The 20,464-nt window shown below is 48.3% G+C and carries 19 protein-coding genes; 18 read left to right on the top strand and 1 reads right to left on the bottom strand.

The annotated features are described in order from the left end of the window. Positions 1-2 precede the first annotated feature (2 nt). From ACZYR9_RS19790 to ACZYR9_RS19865, 16 genes are all read left to right on the top strand, one after another. Positions 3-1,742: an FAD-binding protein gene (locus ACZYR9_RS19790; protein ID WP_488980190.1), complete on the top strand. Its 1,740-nt coding sequence runs from the start codon at positions 3-5 to the stop codon at positions 1,740-1,742. Positions 1,743-1,748: 6 nt separating this feature from the next. Then, complete coding sequence (locus ACZYR9_RS19795) at positions 1,749-2,519, top strand: enoyl-CoA hydratase/isomerase family protein (protein ID WP_488980191.1); 771 nt, start codon at positions 1,749-1,751, stop codon at positions 2,517-2,519. Positions 2,520-2,545: 26 nt separating this feature from the next. Continuing rightward, complete coding sequence (locus ACZYR9_RS19800; RefSeq protein WP_488980192.1) at positions 2,546-3,304, top strand: electron transfer flavoprotein subunit beta/FixA family protein; 759 nt, start codon at positions 2,546-2,548, stop codon at positions 3,302-3,304. Between the two features lie 15 nt (positions 3,305-3,319). Further along, positions 3,320-4,288 (top strand): electron transfer flavoprotein subunit alpha/FixB family protein, encoded by a 969-nt coding sequence (locus ACZYR9_RS19805; protein ID WP_488980193.1) that lies wholly within the window; start codon positions 3,320-3,322, stop codon positions 4,286-4,288. A gap of 459 nt (positions 4,289-4,747) precedes the next feature. Then, positions 4,748-5,410, top strand: coding sequence for a GntR family transcriptional regulator (locus ACZYR9_RS19810; protein ID WP_488980194.1), 663 nt, complete (start codon positions 4,748-4,750; stop codon positions 5,408-5,410). A 61-nt stretch (positions 5,411-5,471) separates the two neighbouring features. Next, positions 5,472-7,589 (top strand): (Fe-S)-binding protein, encoded by a 2,118-nt coding sequence (locus ACZYR9_RS19815; RefSeq protein WP_488980195.1) that lies wholly within the window; start codon positions 5,472-5,474, stop codon positions 7,587-7,589. 128 nt (positions 7,590-7,717) lie between these two features. Then, complete coding sequence (locus ACZYR9_RS19820) at positions 7,718-8,416, top strand: pirin family protein (RefSeq protein ID WP_488980196.1); 699 nt, start codon at positions 7,718-7,720, stop codon at positions 8,414-8,416. 15 nt (positions 8,417-8,431) lie between these two features. Next, the gene (locus ACZYR9_RS19825; protein ID WP_488980197.1) at positions 8,432-8,764 is read left to right on the top strand and encodes a hypothetical protein; all 333 of its coding nucleotides are present in this window, start codon (positions 8,432-8,434) and stop codon (positions 8,762-8,764) included. Between the two features lie 212 nt (positions 8,765-8,976). Beyond that, positions 8,977-10,305, top strand: a complete 1,329-nt coding sequence (locus tag ACZYR9_RS19830; RefSeq protein ID WP_488980198.1) for an extracellular solute-binding protein — start codon at positions 8,977-8,979, stop codon at positions 10,303-10,305. 82 nt (positions 10,306-10,387) lie between these two features. Then, the gene (locus ACZYR9_RS19835) at positions 10,388-11,329 is read left to right on the top strand and encodes a carbohydrate ABC transporter permease (protein ID WP_488980199.1); all 942 of its coding nucleotides are present in this window, start codon (positions 10,388-10,390) and stop codon (positions 11,327-11,329) included. Positions 11,330-11,346: 17 nt separating this feature from the next. Next, positions 11,347-12,168, top strand: coding sequence for a carbohydrate ABC transporter permease (locus ACZYR9_RS19840; RefSeq protein ID WP_488980200.1), 822 nt, complete (start codon positions 11,347-11,349; stop codon positions 12,166-12,168). A gap of 100 nt (positions 12,169-12,268) precedes the next feature. Then, positions 12,269-14,059: a sensor histidine kinase gene (locus tag ACZYR9_RS19845; RefSeq protein ID WP_488980201.1), complete on the top strand. Its 1,791-nt coding sequence runs from the start codon at positions 12,269-12,271 to the stop codon at positions 14,057-14,059. Then, a complete protein-coding gene (locus tag ACZYR9_RS19850) occupies positions 14,043-14,819 on the top strand; it encodes a response regulator transcription factor (protein ID WP_488980202.1) in 777 nt (258 codons plus the stop codon). Before ACZYR9_RS19845 ends, ACZYR9_RS19850 begins: the two co-directional genes overlap by 17 nt. A gap of 35 nt (positions 14,820-14,854) precedes the next feature. Then, positions 14,855-16,141 (top strand): ABC transporter substrate-binding protein, encoded by a 1,287-nt coding sequence (locus ACZYR9_RS19855; RefSeq protein WP_488980203.1) that lies wholly within the window; start codon positions 14,855-14,857, stop codon positions 16,139-16,141. Positions 16,142-16,271: 130 nt separating this feature from the next. Further along, positions 16,272-17,186 (top strand): NAD(P)-dependent oxidoreductase, encoded by a 915-nt coding sequence (locus ACZYR9_RS19860; RefSeq protein WP_488980204.1) that lies wholly within the window; start codon positions 16,272-16,274, stop codon positions 17,184-17,186. Positions 17,187-17,451: 265 nt separating this feature from the next. Next, positions 17,452-18,204 (top strand): 3'-5' exonuclease, encoded by a 753-nt coding sequence (locus ACZYR9_RS19865; RefSeq protein ID WP_488980205.1) that lies wholly within the window; start codon positions 17,452-17,454, stop codon positions 18,202-18,204. 19 nt (positions 18,205-18,223) lie between these two features. Here ACZYR9_RS19865 and ACZYR9_RS19870 read toward each other — a convergent pair whose 3' ends face one another. Continuing rightward, positions 18,224-18,481, bottom strand: coding sequence for a hypothetical protein (locus ACZYR9_RS19870; protein WP_488980206.1), 258 nt, complete (start codon positions 18,479-18,481; stop codon positions 18,224-18,226). 126 nt (positions 18,482-18,607) lie between these two features. Here ACZYR9_RS19870 and ACZYR9_RS19875 point away from each other — a divergent pair, with 126 nt between their 5' ends. Both ACZYR9_RS19875 and ACZYR9_RS19880 read left to right on the top strand, forming a co-directional pair. Then, positions 18,608-19,786, top strand: a complete 1,179-nt coding sequence (locus tag ACZYR9_RS19875) for a HEAT repeat domain-containing protein (RefSeq protein WP_488980207.1) — start codon at positions 18,608-18,610, stop codon at positions 19,784-19,786. 167 nt (positions 19,787-19,953) lie between these two features. Beyond that, positions 19,954-20,454, top strand: coding sequence for a zinc ribbon domain-containing protein (locus ACZYR9_RS19880; protein ID WP_488980208.1), 501 nt, complete (start codon positions 19,954-19,956; stop codon positions 20,452-20,454). The last annotated feature ends 10 nt before the right edge of the window (positions 20,455-20,464 follow it).

Here is a 20,464-nt window from a genome sequence, read left to right on the forward strand (position 1 = left end):
TCATGTCCAAACAAAGGATTGCAAAGCAAATCATTGCGGACGTACTTGTGATCGGAGGCGGCGGAGCGGCAGCCCGTGCGGCGCTTTCGGCGAAACAGGCCGGAGCCGATGTGCGGATGGCGGTAAAGTCCAAATGGTTAAAGAGCGGATCAACGGCTACGGCTTTCTCTGAATTGCTTTCCATCGCTGCGGCAATCGGCCATGGGGATGAGCGGGACCATCCGGAAATTCATTATTCCGATACGATGGAATCCGGGGAAGGCTTCATTGATCCCGAGCTGGTGTGGGGATTGGCGCATGAAATGCCGGACCGGATTTATGACCTCATCGATCTGGGACTGGATTTTGATAAACAGCCGAACGGAAAATTGGTTCAGGGCATGAGCGACTATGCGACGTATCCCAGAACCTGCCGGGTGAACGGGGTTACTGCAAGACATATTCTTAACATTTTGGCTAAAAGAATAAAAGAGCTTGATGTACCCGTGGATGAGGATATGATGATTTTTGACATCTTGACAGATGACCATCAGAAGGTAACCGGGGCTTTGGGCTGGGATCAGGCGGCGCAAGAAATCGTGCTTTACCGGACACCGGCGGTCATCTTTGCTTGCGGCGGTTCCCACGGCATTTATAAATATGGCGTAGGTACGCCGGATATGACGGGCGACGGTTACGCGATGGCCTATCAATTAGGTCTGCCCTTGATCAATATGGAATTTGTGCAGATCGGCCCGGCTTCCTTGTTTCCGTCCATTACGCTGCTCTCCGGCCCGGTATGGAAAACGAATCCCGAGCTTACAAACGGAAACGGGGAATCGATTTTTAAAGATATCCTTCCGGAGGGCGTAACGGTGGAAGAGGTGTATAAGGAAAAAGTGTTTCCGTTCTCCGTATCCAACGTCTCATTTTATCTGGACACCTCGATTCAACGGGAATCAGAAAACCATCCGACCCCCAGAGGCGGGGTGTGGTATACCAAAAAGCCGGGAACCGATGAATTGATTGAATCGAAAATGCCCAAAACCAAACGCGTTCTTAAGAGCAAGGGTACGGATTTGGATAAGGATACATTTGAAATCGGATTAATCTCCCAGTGCAACAACGGGGGAGTTCAGATTTTGAATATGAATTGTGAGACGGCGGTGGCGGGACTATACGTTGCCGGAGAGACGGCAGGCGGTTTGCGAGGACCGGACCGGCCGGGGGGCAACTCGCTGGCGGAAGGACAGGTGTTCGGCCACAGAGCGGGTACAGCTTCTGCACATTATGCCAAACAGCAGACAGCGAAGCCGGATCCGCAGCTTCAAGCCGCGGCCCGGATGGACGGCTACCATGCTTGGCTGCAGAAGAGCGCTCATGGAACGAAAAGCCTGCAGGAAGCCGTGGATGCCGTGAAAGACATGATGCACAAAAATTGTCTGGTTATACGAAATGAGCAGAGGCTGTCGGAAGCATGGGATTTTTTGTCCAGTCTGGAGAAGGACCTGTTAAACGGTGTTTATCAAATCGATGACAGCCGGTTCGCTAAAGCGAAGGAATTACATCATATGCTCATTACGGCAAAAATCATCGTGTTGTCCGCTAGAGAACGAAAGGAAAGCCGGAGCTGTCATTACCGAGAAGACTATCCTAAGAAAAACGATAACGATTGGAAGAGAAGTATTCGTGTTCAATGCAGCAAAGGGAAGATGACAACGGATTTTTATATTTGGCCAACCCAGAAAATCCGGCAAGGGTGATGATCCATGTATGTTCAAATCCATTCGGTTGCTGAGGGGATTGCCAGCATCTCGCTGTCCAATCCCAAAATGAATGTATTGTCCAATCAGGTAAAAAGAGAAATCAAAGATGTGTTTTCGCAAATTTCCAAGCATCCGGACGTACGCGTGATTCTATTTGAGACGGAAGGACCGCATTTTTGCTGTGGCGCCGATTTGAAGGAGTTTCCGGAGCGTATTGAGAACAAGTCCGCCGGCAAAGCCTGGGATGAGGGTCATCTTATGCTGAAATCGATCATGAACGCTCCGCAGCCGACCATCGCTTGCATTCAAGGAAATGCCCTGGGTGGAGGCGCTGAATTGGCCATGGCATTCGATTTCAGGATTTTTGCAGAGAATGCCCAAATCGGGTTTCCTGAAGTCACAAGAGGGGTGTTTCCCGGAAATGGCGGACTGGAACGGATGATGGACATTGCCGGGGCCGGGAATGCCATGAAGCTGATGGTAACCGGCAGCGTGATTCAGGCGACAGAAGCGAAAAGCATGGGCATGGCTACGGAAGTCGTGCCTGCGAACCAATTGCCTGAAGCGGCTGAAGAACTCGCCGGACGGCTGGCTTCCCTTCCTGCCACCGCGGTACAAGCCGCGAAACGAGCGGTAAACCAGTATATTGATTCAAGGAACGATTTTGATCGATTTGGACGAGAGCTTTTTCGTCAGGTTCATGAATCGGATGATGTAAGAGAAGGCATCAATGCTTTTTTTGAAAAACGCAAGCCGGTATTTAAGCATCGTTAATCAGAGAGTATGGGGAGGGAGTCCGTTTGAACATTTGGGTATGTTTGAAGCAAACCTTTGATACGGAAGAGAAGATCAAGCTGGAAAACGGGAATATCGTGGAAGATCAAGCGAATTGGATCATAAATCCATATGATGAGTATGCGGTAGAGGAAGCCGTGAGGCTGCGTGAACAATTCGGAGGAGAGGTTACCGTGGTCACGATCGGTCCGGAGCGTGTGGAAACCGCCCTGCGGCATGCTTTGGCCATGGGGGCCGACAAGGCCGTAAGGATCAGTGGAGTGGAGGGTGACGAATATGTCATCTCCCAGACGTTGACTCATTATTTAAAAGATAAGGACATCGATATCATTTTGACGGGAAATCAATCGATTGATAACGGAGCCGGTCAGGTGGGGGTTCGTCTGGCGGAAGAATTAAAGATCCCTCATGTGACGTCCGTTATTAAGTTAACGATCGAATCGAACCAGGTTCATATGGAGAGAGACGTAGAGGGAGACGTATATAAAATCGAAGGCAGGCTTCCGCTGCTCATTACTTGTCAGCAGGGTCTTAACGATCCTCGATACCCGTCTCTGCCCAATATCATGAAGGCAAAGAAAAAGCCGATCGATACGATCCGCTCAGAGGAGCTCAGCGGATTGGACAGAACTGCAAAGACGGAAACGGTGGGCCGTTACCTGCCGCCCAAAAGGCAGGCTTGCCGGTTCATCGGTCAGAATGAACCGAATGGCGCAGCTGCTGCCTTGGTGAACATCTTATTTGAAAAAACATCCATCTTTTAGAGAGGAAGAAGAGCGATGAACAGAAAAGTGTTGGTTCTTACGGAAATGAAAGGCTCTGTACTCCGTCAGGTATCTTTAGAGGCGCTGTCCATCGGCAAAAAAATAGCCGGTGACGGGAGCTTGATCGCGGCTGTGTTCGGAAGTCAGGCCTCCGGGTATGCTGAGGTGCTGGGGCAGCATGGCGCGGATCAGGTGCTGATGTTTTCCGATTCTCAGTTTGACGGATATCATTCCGATATTTACTATCATGCTTTTCAGAAAGTGATTCAAGAAACGAATCCGGATGTCGTTATCGCGGGTCATACCGTGAATATGAAGGACGTAGCTCCGAGGATCGCTACCCGTTTCGGGTTGGGTTTGATCACAGATTGCACGAATGTGGAGTTTGATAGCCAGGATCCGGTCTTTGTACGCCCAATCTATGCAGGGAAAGCCTTCGAGAAGAAACGATTTACCACAGAGAACATGTTCGTCACGATACGTCCGAACAACTTTAAGGCGGAGACCTCGCCGACGGTACCGGAAGTCATTTCATGTGAGGCGGATAAAGTAGATTTACAAACCGTGATTCGCGACATTGTGTTGAAGTCTACGGGAGCGATTGATTTAGCCGAAGCGAAAATCGTCATTTCCGGGGGACGGGGCGTGAAGAGTAAAGAAGGATTTGGTCCGCTGAATGAGCTGGCGTCCGTTCTCGGTGGAGCGACCGGAGCTTCCAGAGGCGCTTGTGACGAAGGCTACTGCGATTATGGGATGCAGATCGGCCAAACGGGAAAGGTGATTACACCCGATCTCTATATCGCATGCGGGATTTCAGGGGCGATACAGCATGTAGCCGGGATGTCGAACTCCAAAGTCATCATCGCGATTAATAAGGACCCGGAGGCTCCAATTTTTCAGATTGCGGATTACGGGATCGTTGGAGATTTGTTTGAGATCGTTCCTCTGCTGACAGAAGAGTTCCGAAAAAGATTGGCAAACTAAATCAACGACTCCTACCTTAATGTCAATCTCATTAGCAACCCGGGCTGCTTGGAGCGTATTCATGATCTATGAATTTATTAACTGGAAAAACTCCTGTTAATTAGGGCTTCAGTTCATTGGAGACATAAATTAAATGGAAAATCTACTGCAAAATATTCATATATCATTCGTTTTCTAAGGTAGCGGTTGATGCAGCGGGAGGATTTCCAGGTAATCCGGCCCTAACGGGCAGCTCGTTCAAAATACATGGAGGATTTCCCGTTAAATGCAATCGAAGGATCATTGCATCATAACATTTCTTTCCATTCGTTCTATTAGCCGATCTGAGTATAGGGTACCCTGATCTGGCCGCAGCATTTGAATTCACGCGGGAATACGGTAAAATATAGTCGATTGGATGCGCTGCTTGGGAATGGGACAGCTCATCCATAACCGGTATCCCGTGTAAAGGATGTGTCTATGATAAAAAAGAAAGTAGTTTACAAATCACTTGCCGAACAGGTGTATGAGTCCATCAAAGAATCCATTATCCGTTCCGAGCTGAAATCCGGAGACCGGATTGTCGAGCTGGAGCTTGCCAAAACCTTCGGTGTCAGTCAAAGTACGGTGCGTGAAGCCTTAGGGCTGCTTCGCAGGGATGAGCTTGTCGTTACTCATGGGAATAAAGGAACCTATGTTTCGAATTTTTCAAAAAAAGATATCGAGGAAATTTACAGCTTTCGGGAAGTGATCGAAGTATTTGCCATTCGCAGGGCGATAGAGAGAATTACGGATGAGGATGTCGCCGCCTTGGAGGAAATTTATAATGCGATGGTCGAGGCGGGCCAAACGGACGATATCGACAAAATGAGATTGAATGACGTGGCTTTTCACAGCATTATATATAAGATTGCCGAGCATTCCTTCATGTATCAAGTGTGGGAGGATATTACAAATAAGATGAGCAGGGTCTGGTATTTTACCGGACAGTTTTATTTCCATGATTTACAGGAGCTTGCCGAGATGCACAAGCCGATCCTGGAGGCATTCAAAATGAGAAACAAAGAAGAAGCCTGCGAGGCGTTCATGAAGCATTTGAATTACGTCAGACATCAGATCCTGAATCCGTCAAAAAACGCTTAAGCTTGGTTGAACACAAGGAAAACACCATTTTGGAGATACCGGATCATGAGGAGAGATTACGATGTGGGCTCCCATTCATTTTTTTTCGTTTTTAGTGATCACCGGACTAGCGCTTTATTTAGCCTTTAAGGCTGTTTATGTACGGTACAGCTATATTCGTTTAGGCAAGCCCGCATCCATTCCATTGGTTAGCAAAGAACGGCTGAAGGATTTTTTTGCCGAGGTTTTCGGTCAAAGGAAGCTGTTAAAAGACCGGAAAAGCGGATGGATGCATGTCATTATCTTTTATGGCTTTATTATACTGCAGTTGGGCGCTGTCGATTTAATTTACAAAGGGCTTTCCGGGAAGCCGCTGCCTATTCCAGGATATGACGTATTTTCCCTTTTTCAGGAGATCAGCGTACTGCTGGTCCTATTGGCTGCCGGCTATGCAGGATACCGGAGATATATGGAGAAGGTGAAGCGGCTCAAAAAAGGCTGGAAGCCCAGCATTGTGCTTCTGTTCATCTTTTCACTGATGCTTTCCATTCTATTTACGCTATCGTTTGAGCGGGTATTGTTACAGCATGGGTTTTCATGGTATGCGCCGGTCTCATCCTCCCTTTCTCTTCTATTTGAGGGGATGTCTCCGCAGCCGGCTCAGGCTTTATTCTTCACCTTCTGGTGGATTCATCTGCTAATCCTGCTCTCCTTTGCGATTTATGTCCCGCAATCCAAGCATTTTCATATTCTTACGGCTCCGGTCAATATCTGGTTAAAAAGAAGAGAGCCGGCAGGCAGATTGAAAGCGCTTGATCTGGAGGACGAATCGGCCGAATCGTTCGGTGTAGCGAACGTTGAAGAATTTACCCAAAAGCAAATGCTGGATTTCTATGCTTGCGTAGAATGCGGAAGATGCACCAACGTTTGTCCGGCTTCGAATACCGGAAAGTCTCTTTCTCCCATGCATATGATTGTAAAGCTGCGGGATCATTTGACGGAGAAAGGACAGCATTTGACCTCCAAGTCGCCATGGGTTCCCGGCTTTGTGTTTGGTTACGAGGGGACACATTCGTTCCAATCTCCAGATCACTCCGGTGCATTGGCAGAGAATACCGTTACCGATATCGCCCCGACGATGCAGATGCAGAAGCTGGGCTGGACGATTACGGACAAAAAAATTGAAGATGTCCAATTAATAGGCGATGTCATGACTGAAGAAGAAGTTTGGGAATGCACCACCTGCAGAAATTGCGAGGACCAATGTCCGGTAGGTAACGAGCACGTGGATAAAATCATCGATCTGCGCCGTCAGCTTGTCCTGATGCAGGGAAGCATACCCTCGGGCGGACAGCGCGCGCTTCAGAATATTGAAAGGCAAGGAAATCCGTGGGGATTCAGTAAAAAGGATCGGTTTCAATGGAAAGAGGAGGCAGTCGATTTACACGTACCGACCGTGAAGGAAAATCCCGATTTTGAAGTGCTTTATTTTGTCGGATCGATGGGCTCTTATGATATTCGAAACAATAAAGTGACCCGTTCGCTGGTTCAGCTGTTAAACAAAGCGAATGTCCGTTTTGCAGTTCTTGGCGAAGAGGAGAAAAACTCGGGGGATACCGCGCGGAGGCTTGGCAATGAATTTTTATTCCAGGAGCTCTGTAAAGAAAATATAGAGATATTTAAAAAATATGATGTAAAAAAAATAGTGACGGCTTGTCCTCATACCTATAACACGTTGAAAAACGAATACCCTGAATTCGGACTGGAAGCGGAGGTTTATCACCATACGGAACTGCTGGAGCAGCTGGTCAAAGAAAAGAAGCTGATTCCTGTCAGGGAAGCCAAGGAAAGGATTACGTACCACGATTCGTGTTATTTGGGTCGCTATAATGATGTATATGAACAACCGCGAAACATTCTGAGAGCCATACCTGGAGTAGAACTGGTTGAAATGGAAAGAACAAAGGAGACCGGGATGTGCTGCGGCGCGGGAGGCGGGATGATGTGGATGGAAGAAACTGCGGGCAAACGTGTGAACGTAGCCAGAGTAGAGCAAGCGATGGCTGTTCGTCCTACCCTGATCAGCAGCGCCTGTCCTTACTGTCTTACGATGATGAGCGACGGGGCTAAGCTGAAGAATGTAGAAGAACAGATCAAGACGAAGGATATTGCTGAAATCTTGGCTGAAGCCGTTTTATAATATCATACACGGACAAAAGCCGGCTGCCGAAGGGCAGCCGGCTTTTGTCATAGATTGAAGAGAAGGCTCATACAGCTTACAATGAAGTTAAACGAATAAACAACCCATGGGGAGAGGAAGATCCATATATGATTCAGGTATATCCTGCAGAATCCCGCTATGCTGTAGATATTGGATGGCTGCGCAGCCGTCCCAGTTTTTCCTTTGGAGAGTATTTCGACCCGGACAATACTAGCTTTGGGGTCATGCGGGTATGTAATGACGATGAAGTAGGAGCAGGGCGCGGGTTCGGTCCCCATCCGCACAGCGATATGGAGATCGTCACGATTGTGCTTAGCGGCGCCATCAAGCATGAGGATAACTTGGGCAACGTAGCGGTGACTTCGGCCGGCGAAATCCAGCGAATGACGGCGGGAAGCGGAATGATTCACGCGGAGTACAACGCATCGGAAACCGAGGAGCTGAAGCTGCTGCAGCTGTGGTTTATGCCAAGCGAGCGGGGTCTTACGCCTTCCTATGAAACGAGCAGCTACGATCCGGCGAGGCTGAGAAATACACTACTGCCTGTCGTTTCGCGGCAGGGATCAGATCAAGTGGCGTTCATTCATCAAGACATGACCATCTACTTGAGCAGACTGGAGAAGGACAAGGAAATCTTTTTCCAACAAGAGGAAGGCCGGCGTGTGTTTATCTTTGTTATCGAGGGGCGTTTGACGGTAGACGGCAACCCTCTGGGAACCAGAGATACGGCAAGAATCGAAGCTTTGTCCAAGATGACCATCGCGGCGGATGAAGATGTGTTCTTCATGCTGATCGATCTGCCATAGGGAGGAGATATTGTAATGAAGGAAACCCTTTTGGTAAAACATGCGGTGGGCGGCAGAACGTTTATCGATACAGGTAAGCAATACGTCGAATATAAGCTCGAGCAAGCGGGAGAAGAATGGAGATTTATCCTTAACACGCCTCTGGATTCAAACGTAGAGGAAATCTTGAAGTGGAAGACGGAGCTGAACGTGTTTGTTTTTCATGAATTCGACGATCAGCCCACGAAGAAGGTTTGGTATTACGTCAAGGACGGTCCGGTAGCCTACGATTCTCGAAAAGAGCAATTAACGATTGTTGCTCAGTCTCGAATCGAGTATGTGCCGGATTCGTTCAGTGCTCAAGCTTAAGAGTTAAACGGCTTGTCCTTTAAGGGGCAGGCCGTTTTTTTCGGGAAGATCTGAACGTCCTGACGTGACCGGACAACCGGGTTCAAGAATAGTTTGCATTTGGAGGACGACCTAAAAAAAATGGTATTTTATCAAATCAAAAGACCTTATGCCATAAATGATAAGTTGTTAAAATGAAAGCGCAACCAAAAAAATATTGGGGAGAGATGGAAATGAAAAAATGGGTCTCGGTTTTAATGACAAGTCTCATGCTTCTGACCACGGCTTGCGGCGGTGCTTCATCGAATACCACGCAGGATACCCGCAAAAAAGACACCGGAACAGCAGAGCAGAAGCAGCCTGCCCAAACGTCAAGCGGAGATAAGAAGAAGCTGTCGTTTTGGTATATTGAAACCGGCAAAAGAAAGGAATTAATCGAAGCCGCTGTACAGAAGTTTATGCAGGCCCATCCTGATGCTGAAGTGGAAGTCGTACAAATTCCTAACGATCCGTACAAAACCAAGCTCTCCGTAGCCATGGGAGGCGGCAATCCGCCGGACGTGTTCCACTCCTGGGGCGGAGGATGGTTGAAGCAATTTGTTTCCGCGAACCAGGTGTTGGACTTAACCGGCAAAATCAAAGCCGATTCCTATGTGCCGGCAGCTCTGGGGGCGGCAACCTTTGATTCAAAAATATACGGAGCTCCTCTGGCGATGTCGGTTGTTCCGTTTTTTTACAATAAAGAAATCTTTGCTAAGTATCAGCTCCAGCCGCCTCAGACGTACGACGACCTGCTGAAGATTGTCGATACGCTGAAAAAAGAAAATATCATTCCGATTTCCATGGCGAATAAAACGAAATGGCCCTCGGCATTTTATCTGATGTATTTTGCGGAAAAGGTGGCCGGACCTGAAATTTTCTCGGAAGCGTTCGAGCGCAAAGGCCGCACATTTGACGATGAAGCCTATGTGAAAGCCGGAGAAATGATTCAGGATTTGGTCAAACGCGGAGCGTTTAACCCGGGCTTTAACGGACTCCAATACGACACCGGGCAGTCCCGCCAATTGCTTTATACGGGAAAAGCGGCGATGGAACTGCAGACGGCATCGTATGTGAACAATGTCCGCAATGAGGCTCCGGATTTCCTCAATAAGCTGGGTATGTTTCCGTTTCCTGCGGTGACGGGCGGCAAAGGAAATATCTCGAATATGGTTGGCGGAGTCTCCCCCGTATTCTCGGTTTCCGCGAAATCGAAGCAACCGGATTTGGCCGTTGAGCTTGTAAAAGCTCTGACGACGCAAGAAATGGCTCAACAAATGGCGGATGAGACAAGTGCGATTTCGGCGGTGAAAGGTGTCAATTACAAAGACGCTTTTGCCGTGCAGCTTAATGAGATGCTGAGCAAAGCCGGATATTTGCAAACCTTCTACGATCAAACGCTTCCTCCGGAGCTTGCCGAGCTGCACAAAGATACGACCCAAGCGCTGTTCGGCCAATCGGTCTCTCCCGCGGAAGCTGCAAAGCAGATGGAAGCCAAGGCCAAGGAAGTATTGAAGAAGTAATGAAAGCATGGAGCATTGGAAGCTGTATATCGAGGGGAGGACTCTCCCCTCAGCTTCTTTTGCGGGAAAGGGGATGCCGGGCATGAACAGTGCGGCAGATACGCATACCGAACAAGTGGAAATGAAGAAAGCGGTGCGGGGGGGCAAGCGCTCAAATACGGCTTTTCTTTTAGGTTTTATCGGGCCTGCTTTGCTGGTCTACCTCACCTACGTCATCTTTCCGATTTTCTCTACCTTTTATTACAGTTTGTATAATTGGAATGGAATACAGGCGGAGCGGACGTTTATCCTGTTTGATAACTATACCGCTTTAATGGCGGACTCCGTATTTTGGAAAACGATTATCAATAATTTGCTGTTGGTGGCGGCCTCCATTGTGACGCAGCTGCCGCTCGGATTAATTATGGCTTTGATTCTATTTGCCCCGATTAAGGGACTACGGTTATTCCGTACCGTGTATTTCATGCCGCTGTTGATGTCTACTGTCGCACTAGGGATTTTGTGGACTTTTATCTATGATCCTACCATGGGGATTATCAATCAAACCTTGGATGTTATCGGTCTGGGCACATGGCAGCAAGGCTGGCTCGGCGATTCGAAAACGGCCTTTCTGGCGGTAACGGCGACCATTTGCTGGCAGTTTACTCCATTTTATATGATTTTGTTTCGAGCTGCGATGGCAGGTATTCCTGAAGAAATTTACGAATCGGCCAAAATGGACGGCTGCAACGGATGGAAGCAGTTTTGGCACATCACGCTGCCGCTTTTGAAGCCGACGATGGTTACCTCCTCGGTGCTGTCCGTTATAGGTTCCTTAAAATATTTCGATCTGATCTACGTCATGACCGAAGGCGGTCCCGACAGCAGCACGGAATTAATGGCCACCTATATGTACAAGCAGGCCTTTGCCAAATTTAACATGGGCTATGCCAGCTCCATTTCGTTTACGATGTTCGTCATCTCTTTGATTGTGGCGATATTCATTTTGACAGCGGATAAAAACCGTCGACGGGACCCGGCATAGGAAAGGAGAGAAAGAAGATGCTGACAGCGATCCAACGCGTCTTGCTGTATATGCTTGCCATCGTGTTTCTGGTCGTAACGGGATATCCTTTCGTCTACATGGTGGCCACGTCGTTTAAAACCCAAGCTGAGTTTTTTGAACACCCAGTCAGTCTGATAGCCCGGCTCAATTTTGAAAATTACGCTCAAGTGTTTGAACTTGGTATAGATCAGTATTTCATCAACAGCATCATCATCTCCGTTGTCTGCGTGGCCTCTACGGTATATTTGGCGGCGATGGTCAGCTTTCCGCTGGTTCGTTTGAGGTTTAAGCTCAATCGCCCGATCTTTTACTTATTTTTGGCCGGAATGATGATCCCGGTTCATACCACATTGATTCCCATTTATATGCTAACCAAAAATATTGGGCTTTACGATACGCTTTGGGCTCTCGCCGGACCTTATATCTCCTTCAGCCTGCCGATTTCCATTATCATTCTGACGCAGTTTATTCAAGAAATTCCCAAAGAATTGGATGAAGCCGCCATCATGGATGGAGCTAGCCATGCCCGTCTGTTCTGGAGCATTGTATTTCCTTTGTTGACCCCGGCTCTGGCTACGATCGGGATTTATAATTTCATACACATCTGGAATGAGTTTGTGTTTGGTCTTGTGCTGATCACGACTCCGGCCAAGATGACCCTGCCGTTGGGTTTACGGGCTTTTTACGGAGAATTTTCCGTTAACGTGCCGGGCATTATGGCTACACTGACCCTCGGTACGCTGCCTCTGATGCTCGCTTATTTCCTGGCCCAGGAAAAAGTGGTGAGCGGTCTGTCGGCAGGAGCTGTCAAAGGCTAGAGGATGGAATCGAAGTCGCGTACAACCTACAAGGTAGTGCGCTTTTTCCATTTTTATTGTATATTGAATCCAAGTCGTGAGAGACTGCAAAGGAGATCAGATGGAGAGGATAATCGACAAGCTTCGCTTAAACCGAACGCGCGTACAGATTTTACTCGGATTCCTTCTGGTAATGATCGTAGTCATTTCCGTGGCCGGCGGTTTGTTATACAAGTCTACAACGGATCTTTTCATTCACAATACCGAGGGTTATTTAGGTGAGACGGCCAAGCAGGCAAGCGCCAGGGTCGACGCCGTTTTGTCTCAAATCGATACGATCAGTCTTCAGGTCGTTATGGATTCAAGAATACAAACCTTGATGTACCGATCCAAGCAGGGCCTGCTGATTCCGATCGATCAGAAGCTTTCCGTTCGTCCGATCATTGATCAATTGGTGGCCTTTTCTTGGATCGTTAAAGGAATTGATCTGTATTCCGTGAATGAGCCGTTCTATCCATTGGATAACAAGAAATTATCCGATGTGATCGGTAATGATCCGTTGACTTTGAGCAAGCTGAGGTCTGGTCAGCTTGTATTTGTAGGTACGGACCCTCAGGATAGTCAGATTTTGCTTGCCGTGAGGCAAATCAGGCTGGAACAGGATCGAATGGCCGCGGGCGGCTATGTGGTGATCCGGGTCATGAAATCCCTCGTCGATTTTTTTAATGAGGAATATTCCTCGATCGAGGGCAGCAGCATGCATTTGTACGATCACAACAATCTGTTAATCGCATCGACGAAGCCCTCTATGCTGGATTACAGAAATCTGAATGTGGGTGAGGCTTCCGATTCCGGGGAAATCTATCCTATGATCCGTATCAACGGCAGCGATTACTTGCATATCATTGAGCAATCCAGTCAATTCAATTGGTCGATCCATATTCTTGTTCCAATCCGTACCATCACGGAAAAATCGGTCGTGTTGAAGCAAATGCTGTTGTTCGCGCTTTTAGTAGGCTTGATGGTCTGTCTGGGATTGCTTTGGGTGATGTCGAGTCTGATTACAATGCCGATCGGCAAATTGCGTAAAAAAATGCGCAATGTTCATTTCTCCTTACCGGAGCCGAATGAAGAAACTTATTTTAATTACGAAATCAATGATTTGAATACGGCATACAACAAGCTGGTCAGAGATTTGCACCATTTAATTGAAACCGTTTACGAGAAGGAAAGGCTGAAAAATCAAGCGGAAATCAAGATGCTGCAGGCACAGATCCATCCCCACTTTTTATTTAACACCTTGGAATCGCTTTATTGGACGCTGCGGGATAAGGAGGAAAAAGAAGGCGCAGAAATCATCATTAACTTATCCAAATTATTCCGTTATTCGATCAAAAATGCCCAAAGCGACGACTGGACCGAGCTGCGCGATGAAGTGGAGCACTGCCGCAGATACCTGGAGATTATGAAATTCAGGCTGACCGACCGGTTGTCTTGGGAGATTCATATGGGACCGGAGGTAACCGGAATCCGCATTCCCAAGCTGCTGATACAGCCCTTGGTTGAGAATGCCATTCAGCACGGGATCGAACCCAAAATCAAAGGCGGTTCGATCGAGCTTATCATCCGGCGGATGGTGCGGGATACCGAATCGGTGCTTCAAATCCGGGTTAAAGATAACGGGGAAGGGATGACGGAGGAGCAGGCCGGGCAAGTAAAGGAAAGCTTAAGGGAGCACCGCTCCTTACGAACGGACGGATCGGGGATCGGACTATCGAATATCAAGTCGCGGATTCAGCTGTATTACGGCGATCGCTGCGAGCTGACATTGACCAGCGGCAAGGGAACAGGTACAGAGGTGACTTTACATCTTCCTTTGGAGGAGTTGAAAAAAGATGACCGAGTTTCTTAATGTACTGATTGCCGAGGATGAGCTCCCGGCCAGGAGGGGCGTATTGAACGCATTGCAGCAGTGCTCGCAAGGACAATGGCATCTTTATGCGGCGGAGAACGGATTGGAAGCGCTTGAATATGCCAGAAAACTGCCTGTTGATTTGCTGATCACCGATATCCGCATGCCCGGCTTGAATGGAATTGAGCTTCTGGAAAGACTTAAAATGGAGCAAAGGGATACGGTATCCATCATGCTCACCGGTTATGCGGAGTTTGAATATGCCAGGGCAGCCTTGAAGCTTGGGGCGGTCAATTATATTTTGAAGCCGGTCGATCATGAGAGCCTGACCAACGCAGTACAGGATGCTCTTGGCATGGTCAGAGAGCGAAAGCGCCGTCTTGAGTCCAAGGACGTCTGCAGGGAAGCATCGTTCATCCCCAAGGTACGAAACGAAGCGATAAGCAGGGCTCTTGAGTATATCAGAGCCGAGCTGTCCCGGCCTTCCTTGAGCGTTAAGGACATAGCCGAGCATATTCATCTTAATCCGAGCTATGCCTGCGTCCTTTTTAAGGAAGAAACAAAGCAAACGTTCAGTGAATTCATAAACCGGTTGAGATTGATCAGAGCCAAGGAGCTGCTGCTGCAAACCGATAAAAAAATTTATGAAATTGCCGAAGATGTCGGCTTTTCTTCATCCAAATACTTTGTCAAAGTGTTCCGCGATCTGGAAGGGATTACACCGAATCAATATCGGAATGAGAGCGATTCGGAGGTGTGATCACGCTTAAACGCTTGAAGGGCGGTTGATGGAACATGCGCAGGGTATGGGTGGCCTTGTCCTTTTTTCTAGTACTTCTGTTAGCTTCCTCCTGCGTATTCAGCGGTGTTTCTCCAAAAGAACATGCATCCGAAGGGTCTATGCCGGTGAAGGTCACTTTGTGGAGTCTGGAAACCAAGGATCATCGGCTAACCGTCATGCAGGAGAGTATCCGGAAATTTAACGAAGCAAACCCGGACATTCAAATCATTCCTTACTATTATGAATCGGAGGCGTATAAAAATAAGCTGAGGGTAGCCATGGTTTCCGGTAAAATGCCCGATTTGTTCCATTACTGGACCGGAGAAAATTTTAAACGGATGGTCGATTCCGGGGTGGTTAGCGATTTGAGCCGGCTGCTTCAGGAAACCCCCGGTTTTAAGAACCAGTTTGTTCCCGAAGCTTTGCAAAGCGCCGCTTACCATGACCGTATTTACGGCGTTCCTTATGCGGTGAATCATGTACTGATCTGGTATAACCGCAACCTCTTTGCAGCGTATGGGTTAAAGCCGCCGGTCAGCTGGGAGGAATTTTTGGATATCGTGCAAACCTTATCCGAACAAGGGGTCACCCCGATCGCCGCAGCCGGAAAAGAGCGTTGGCCGCTGCTTCATTGGTTCGCTTACCTTTCCCATCGTTTGGGAGGAGAGGAGCCGTTTGAACGTGTAATGAACAGAAGGGGTGATTTCAGCCATCCTAGTTTTGTTGAAGCAGGTGTGCGTTTCCATGAGCTTGTCAAGAAAAAGGCATTTCCTCATGCCTTTTTGGGCATGGATCTTGCCGAAGCGGAAAGGATGTTTTTGGAAGGCAGAGCAGCCATGTATATGCAGGGAGACTGGGTTGCGGGCAAATTGCTCGATCCCAACACGCCTCACAATGACATTGGCTACTTCCGGTTTCCCACGATCGCCGGTAAAGGCAATCCTTTAGAGTATTACGGCGGCTATTCCACGGGTTGGGCGATTTCTTCCACGGCTGACACAAAGGCAGCGTTTAAAGTCCTATCTTATTTAATGAGCAGGGAGCAGCGCAAAATGTTTGTGGAATACAGCGGCTCCATTCCCCCGATTCAAGATCTGCCTATCTCCCGGTTAGACACGTCGGAGGCCGTTTATGATTTCGTTCAATTCATAAAAAACGATCCGATCGGATATTTTGGATTCTACGACCAAATGATCGACCCTTCAAGGGCCCAACAATTGCTGGATGCGGTAGTGACGTTTGCCGGGGAGGAGGAAATGACCCGTCAGGATATCGAAGCGGTACTAATGCAAATCCGTTAAATTATCTAGAAATAGATGGATATCATATGTTATGATAATTGTTATGTTTGGAAATTTTTGAAATGCATTTTGGGCCCTATAGCTTGGACTGCAGTACCATTCGAAACTTAGGTAAATGGAGGAAGCACACGTGAAACTAGCATTTATTGGATTGGGTACGATGGGTAAACCGATGGCGCTACATCTGCACAAAGCAGGCTATCCTCTTACTGTGTTTAACCGCAACCGTGACAAAACCAAGGATTTTGAAGGACTTCCGTCCGTCCGCATAGCAGCCTCACCGGCTGAGGCGGCGCAGCAGGCGGATATTGTCTTTACCATGCTTACAGATGATCGTGCCGTTGAGGAGGTTTACCTTGGAGAACAGGGTATCGTATCCGTTTGCGCATCGTCAACCGGAAGCAAGCCTCGGATTGTAGTGGATTGCAGCACCATTTATACTGAAACGAGCCAAAAGCTGGCACAAACCTTGGCCTCCTACGGAGTAGAAATGCTCGATGCTCCAGTGACGGGAAGTGAACCGCAGGCCATTGAAGGCATGCTGACTTTCATCGTCGGAGGAAAGAGCGAAATCTTTGACCAATGTGCTCCGTTCTTTGACGTTATGGGTAAAAAAGCGGTTTATATGGGTAGCAGCGGGGCTGGAGCGAATGCCAAGCTTGCGAATAATATGCTGGTGGCGGCCAACCTGATGGCGCTCTCCGAGAGTCTCGTGATGATTCAAAAAGCGGGAGGAGACCCGGAGCGCTTTCTGGAGGTGCTGGCCGGGGGCGGAGGACGCAGCGGCATGGCGGAGATGAAGGGTCCGAAGATACTTAGCCGCGATTTCTCGGCCCAATTCATGACCCAGCTGATGCACAAGGATCTAAAGCTGGCTAACCGGCTGGCGGAATCGCTTCAGATTCCGGTGCCCGTGCTGTCTTCGGTCAAGCAGATGTTTCAAACCGCATGCAACAGCGGCTGGGGTGCCGAGGATATGAGCGCTGTGGTCAAATGCTATGAAGAATGGACAGGCACGGTTGTAGGTCAAAAAGCCGACAAATAAAGAAGGACAAAATCATGGCAGTGCCCCCATCCGGCGGATGGGGGCTTTTAATCATAAGAGGAAGAAGGAAGGATAATATGAAGGGATAAACGATTCGCTTCCCGCCGTAAGAAAAAGGATCGATTGAGTACCAAGAAGCACCATGATATAGGATGGGAATCACATTTTATGCGTTAAATTATGGAAGCTGCTGAAATGGCAATGAATTAAGGTAGGAAACGCGGTCTGATCGTGGTATGCTTAGAGATGAGGTGATAGACACAACATGCATTATATCGTCTTAGATTTAGAGTTTAACGGCAGAAAACATTATGACATACATCCCATGGAAATTATCGAGATCGGGGCTGTAAAGCTCGATGAACGCTTGGAGATTGTGGATACATTCCAAAGCTACATTCGGCCCCAATTCCGATTAAATAAATTCGCTTTGCAATTTACCGGAATCTCTAAGGAAACCTTGCAACAAAGCGAGCGGTTTCGCAGCGTGATGGATACGTTTATTGATTTTTGCGGAGATGAATATAAGATGCTGGCTTGGGGAGGCAGCGATTATTTTCATTTGTTCGTGGATTGTAAAGTGAACGGAGTCTCCGATAAGTGGCTTTCCAATCTGATCGACATGACCTCCTTTTTTGACGGAGGGCTGCAAAAAGCGCTGGCGGACCATGAACTGCAGCCCATCGGGCAGCACCATTCCGCGCTCGATGATGCGCTGAATGCCGTGCAGCTGCTGCGGATCAAACCGGAGATCACCGCATCTCAGAAATATTATCGCAAAGATTCGTTTAAAATATGTACGGGAGGAATTAAAAAACTTATTCTCTCGAGCCTGGATGAAGCCTTGGCCAAGGATGTCGTGCTTACATGGGACAAGCTTACAGCAAATAACCAGATGCAAACTTACTTCTCGATTATGAAGCTTGATGCTTCCGAAATACGGATGGTCAAGCAGCTGTTTGAGAAATTTTTTAAGATGAAGTATGGACGTAAAGCCAAAAAGCTGCAGCCTGCCTAAATGGAAGCTGCAGTTTTTTTTATTGGAGCGGGTTTGTTTCTTTCACCGGATAGGTTGACGATTGACCGCACTCCTGGCAATAAATGGAATGGATGCATTCATGCTGCTTCAGATCGTTGAAGCCATTGGTTATTCTTAAATCGTCAATGTTCCGATAAGGGGAGTACGGCCCATAAAAATCACTGAGCTTCCCCTCATCTTGAACTGCATGTCCGCAGGCGGGACAAGCGCACTCAAGCGATTCCATTCCGTTACATACGGCACAATAATAAGACAACCTCATCGCCTCCGATATGTCGATACGTGGTTTAGCATGCACAAATCTTGAACAAAGCTTTCTTACGGCTAGGTTGTCATGTATACTTGTCATATATTCCAACATCATCATGGGGGCGAACATTGGATGAGTCAATTCGGGGATTTGGGCCGACAATACTTGCAAGCCGATTCATATGGGGCCGCAGCCTTTTGCTTTTATCGTGCGATCGCGGAGAATCAGGAGAACGGGAATGCCTGGAACGGCCTTGTGCTGTCCTTGAGCTTGATGCGTAAAGAATATGATGTACAGACGATCCTTGCCCGCTTTGCCTTGCAGCAAGCAGTGGCATACGATAGGGACCTGATATCATTTGCTCTGATGATGTGGCGGCAAAGTCCGGGGGCGATGTCGGAATGGCTGCGCAGCATGCTGACCCGCAGCGGCTTGGGCGCAGAGGAAAAGCCGGCGCTTACTCAAATGGCCGAGGAGTTGGAACAGTCGCATCGGAATCTGGTTGAACGCTACGGGGAAGAGCTGTTGAAGGGACAGGGGATCCTGAGTCTTTCCGAGTATGCCGGACGAAAGATCGAGCTGGACTGGTTGATGACAGAACCGCTTGACAATGTTTTCGAGCAGGTCAAACTATGGCTCGAACAAGATGCGGAGTCCGTGCTTACGGCGATCCGCCTGCTGTGCATGATTCCCGATCCGCGGGCTGAAAAGCTGCTTCGCAGGGTTTGCCGTAACGAGGAAATCGACCCGAAAGCCAGAACGCATGGGCTGCTCGCATTAAGATGGCTGGGTGTGCGCGGAAATGTAAAGCTGAATAAATTCGAAGAATCGTTTGTGATTAATTTGGACGACCCTAAGCCGGAGCTGACGATTTCCGTACCTGAGGCCTACAAGCCTGCGCTTGACCGGATGAAGCTGTGGATGGCTATGCAAAAAGGATTTGTCACGCCAGAGCAATATGAACAGCATGCATCCACTGATGAGAAGGAGCTCCCTGCAGATCTTGCTGCCAAGGTTGAAGAAGCGGATATACCGGGGGTGCTGCAGGAAGTGGTTCATACGCTGATCCGGGCTGCCTATGATAAATATTACCCGCTGGTTCCGACAATCAGGGGTACAAGGCAGTGGAGCGCGGCACTGCTGATGCTGATGAAAGACTATGTCGAAGGCATCGGCGAGGAATGGCCGTACGGCGAGCCGGAACGCGATGAGACATCGGTGGGCCACCGGAATTGGCTTTTAAGCGGCAGTCCTGATTATTATGAGAGCGTTAAGGCGGCAGGAAGACTAAGGGCAAGTCAAGCCAAATAACGGAATTACATTAGAACGGAGTGCGCAGATAAAGAAGCGCTCCGTTTTTTTATGGATTCATTTTTCTATTCCTGTTGTTTCAAACCCCGTATGGATGGTTATATGGCAGCAAGAAGTACGGTATGATACAGTAAAGGATAAGTTTAGGAGCAGGGAGGGGCTGCAGCATGAACCATTTCTTATCAAGGCTAAAGAAGGGGGCAAGCCGCGCGGCGGATAAAGCTCAACAAGCGATTGAAGTAACCAAACTCTCAGCACAAATCCATTCGAAACGGAAACAGCTCAACCAAAACTTGTTTCACATCGGTTCGGAGGTTTATGAAGCATATAAAGCCGCGGATCTCAGCAGGGCGGAGAAAACGGTACGCATGTATTCTAAGGAGAATCAAACGCTGGAGATGCAAATCCGTGAATTGGAGGAACAAATCCGTTTGTTAAAGCACGAGAAGCAGTGTGCTTGCGGGCAATCCGTCCCCGATCAGGCGAGGTTTTGCACGAATTGCGGCGCGCGCTTGGAAGCTTCTGAGGAACCGTATCCGCAGCAAATTATACGGACACCGCTGCCTTATGTTACGCAGCGCCCCTTAAATCCAGACGAAGCCATCAGGAAAGATGTTACGCCCCAAGCCCATACGGAAACAGACAGTAACCCCCCGAATAAAAAATGAAGCTTGTGCA

It is taken from the genome of Paenibacillus sp. F024 (assembly GCF_057814255.1).

Coding starts and splice junctions, on each gene's coding strand:
- ACZYR9_RS19790 (WP_488980190.1), top strand. CDS start 3: ATGTCCAAACAAAGGATTGCAAAGCAAATCATTGCGGACGTACTTGTG.
- ACZYR9_RS19795 (WP_488980191.1), top strand. CDS start 1,749: ATGTATGTTCAAATCCATTCGGTTGCTGAGGGGATTGCCAGCATCTCG.
- ACZYR9_RS19805 (WP_488980193.1), top strand. CDS start 3,320: ATGAACAGAAAAGTGTTGGTTCTTACGGAAATGAAAGGCTCTGTACTC.
- ACZYR9_RS19810 (WP_488980194.1), top strand. CDS start 4,748: ATGATAAAAAAGAAAGTAGTTTACAAATCACTTGCCGAACAGGTGTAT.
- ACZYR9_RS19815 (WP_488980195.1), top strand. CDS start 5,472: ATGTGGGCTCCCATTCATTTTTTTTCGTTTTTAGTGATCACCGGACTA.
- ACZYR9_RS19820 (WP_488980196.1), top strand. CDS start 7,718: ATGATTCAGGTATATCCTGCAGAATCCCGCTATGCTGTAGATATTGGA.
- ACZYR9_RS19825 (WP_488980197.1), top strand. CDS start 8,432: ATGAAGGAAACCCTTTTGGTAAAACATGCGGTGGGCGGCAGAACGTTT.
- ACZYR9_RS19830 (WP_488980198.1), top strand. CDS start 8,977: ATGAAAAAATGGGTCTCGGTTTTAATGACAAGTCTCATGCTTCTGACC.
- ACZYR9_RS19835 (WP_488980199.1), top strand. CDS start 10,388: ATGAACAGTGCGGCAGATACGCATACCGAACAAGTGGAAATGAAGAAA.
- ACZYR9_RS19840 (WP_488980200.1), top strand. CDS start 11,347: ATGCTGACAGCGATCCAACGCGTCTTGCTGTATATGCTTGCCATCGTG.
- ACZYR9_RS19845 (WP_488980201.1), top strand. CDS start 12,269: ATGGAGAGGATAATCGACAAGCTTCGCTTAAACCGAACGCGCGTACAG.
- ACZYR9_RS19850 (WP_488980202.1), top strand. CDS start 14,043: ATGACCGAGTTTCTTAATGTACTGATTGCCGAGGATGAGCTCCCGGCC.
- ACZYR9_RS19855 (WP_488980203.1), top strand. CDS start 14,855: ATGCGCAGGGTATGGGTGGCCTTGTCCTTTTTTCTAGTACTTCTGTTA.
- ACZYR9_RS19865 (WP_488980205.1), top strand. CDS start 17,452: ATGCATTATATCGTCTTAGATTTAGAGTTTAACGGCAGAAAACATTAT.
- ACZYR9_RS19875 (WP_488980207.1), top strand. CDS start 18,608: ATGAGTCAATTCGGGGATTTGGGCCGACAATACTTGCAAGCCGATTCA.
- ACZYR9_RS19880 (WP_488980208.1), top strand. CDS start 19,954: ATGAACCATTTCTTATCAAGGCTAAAGAAGGGGGCAAGCCGCGCGGCG.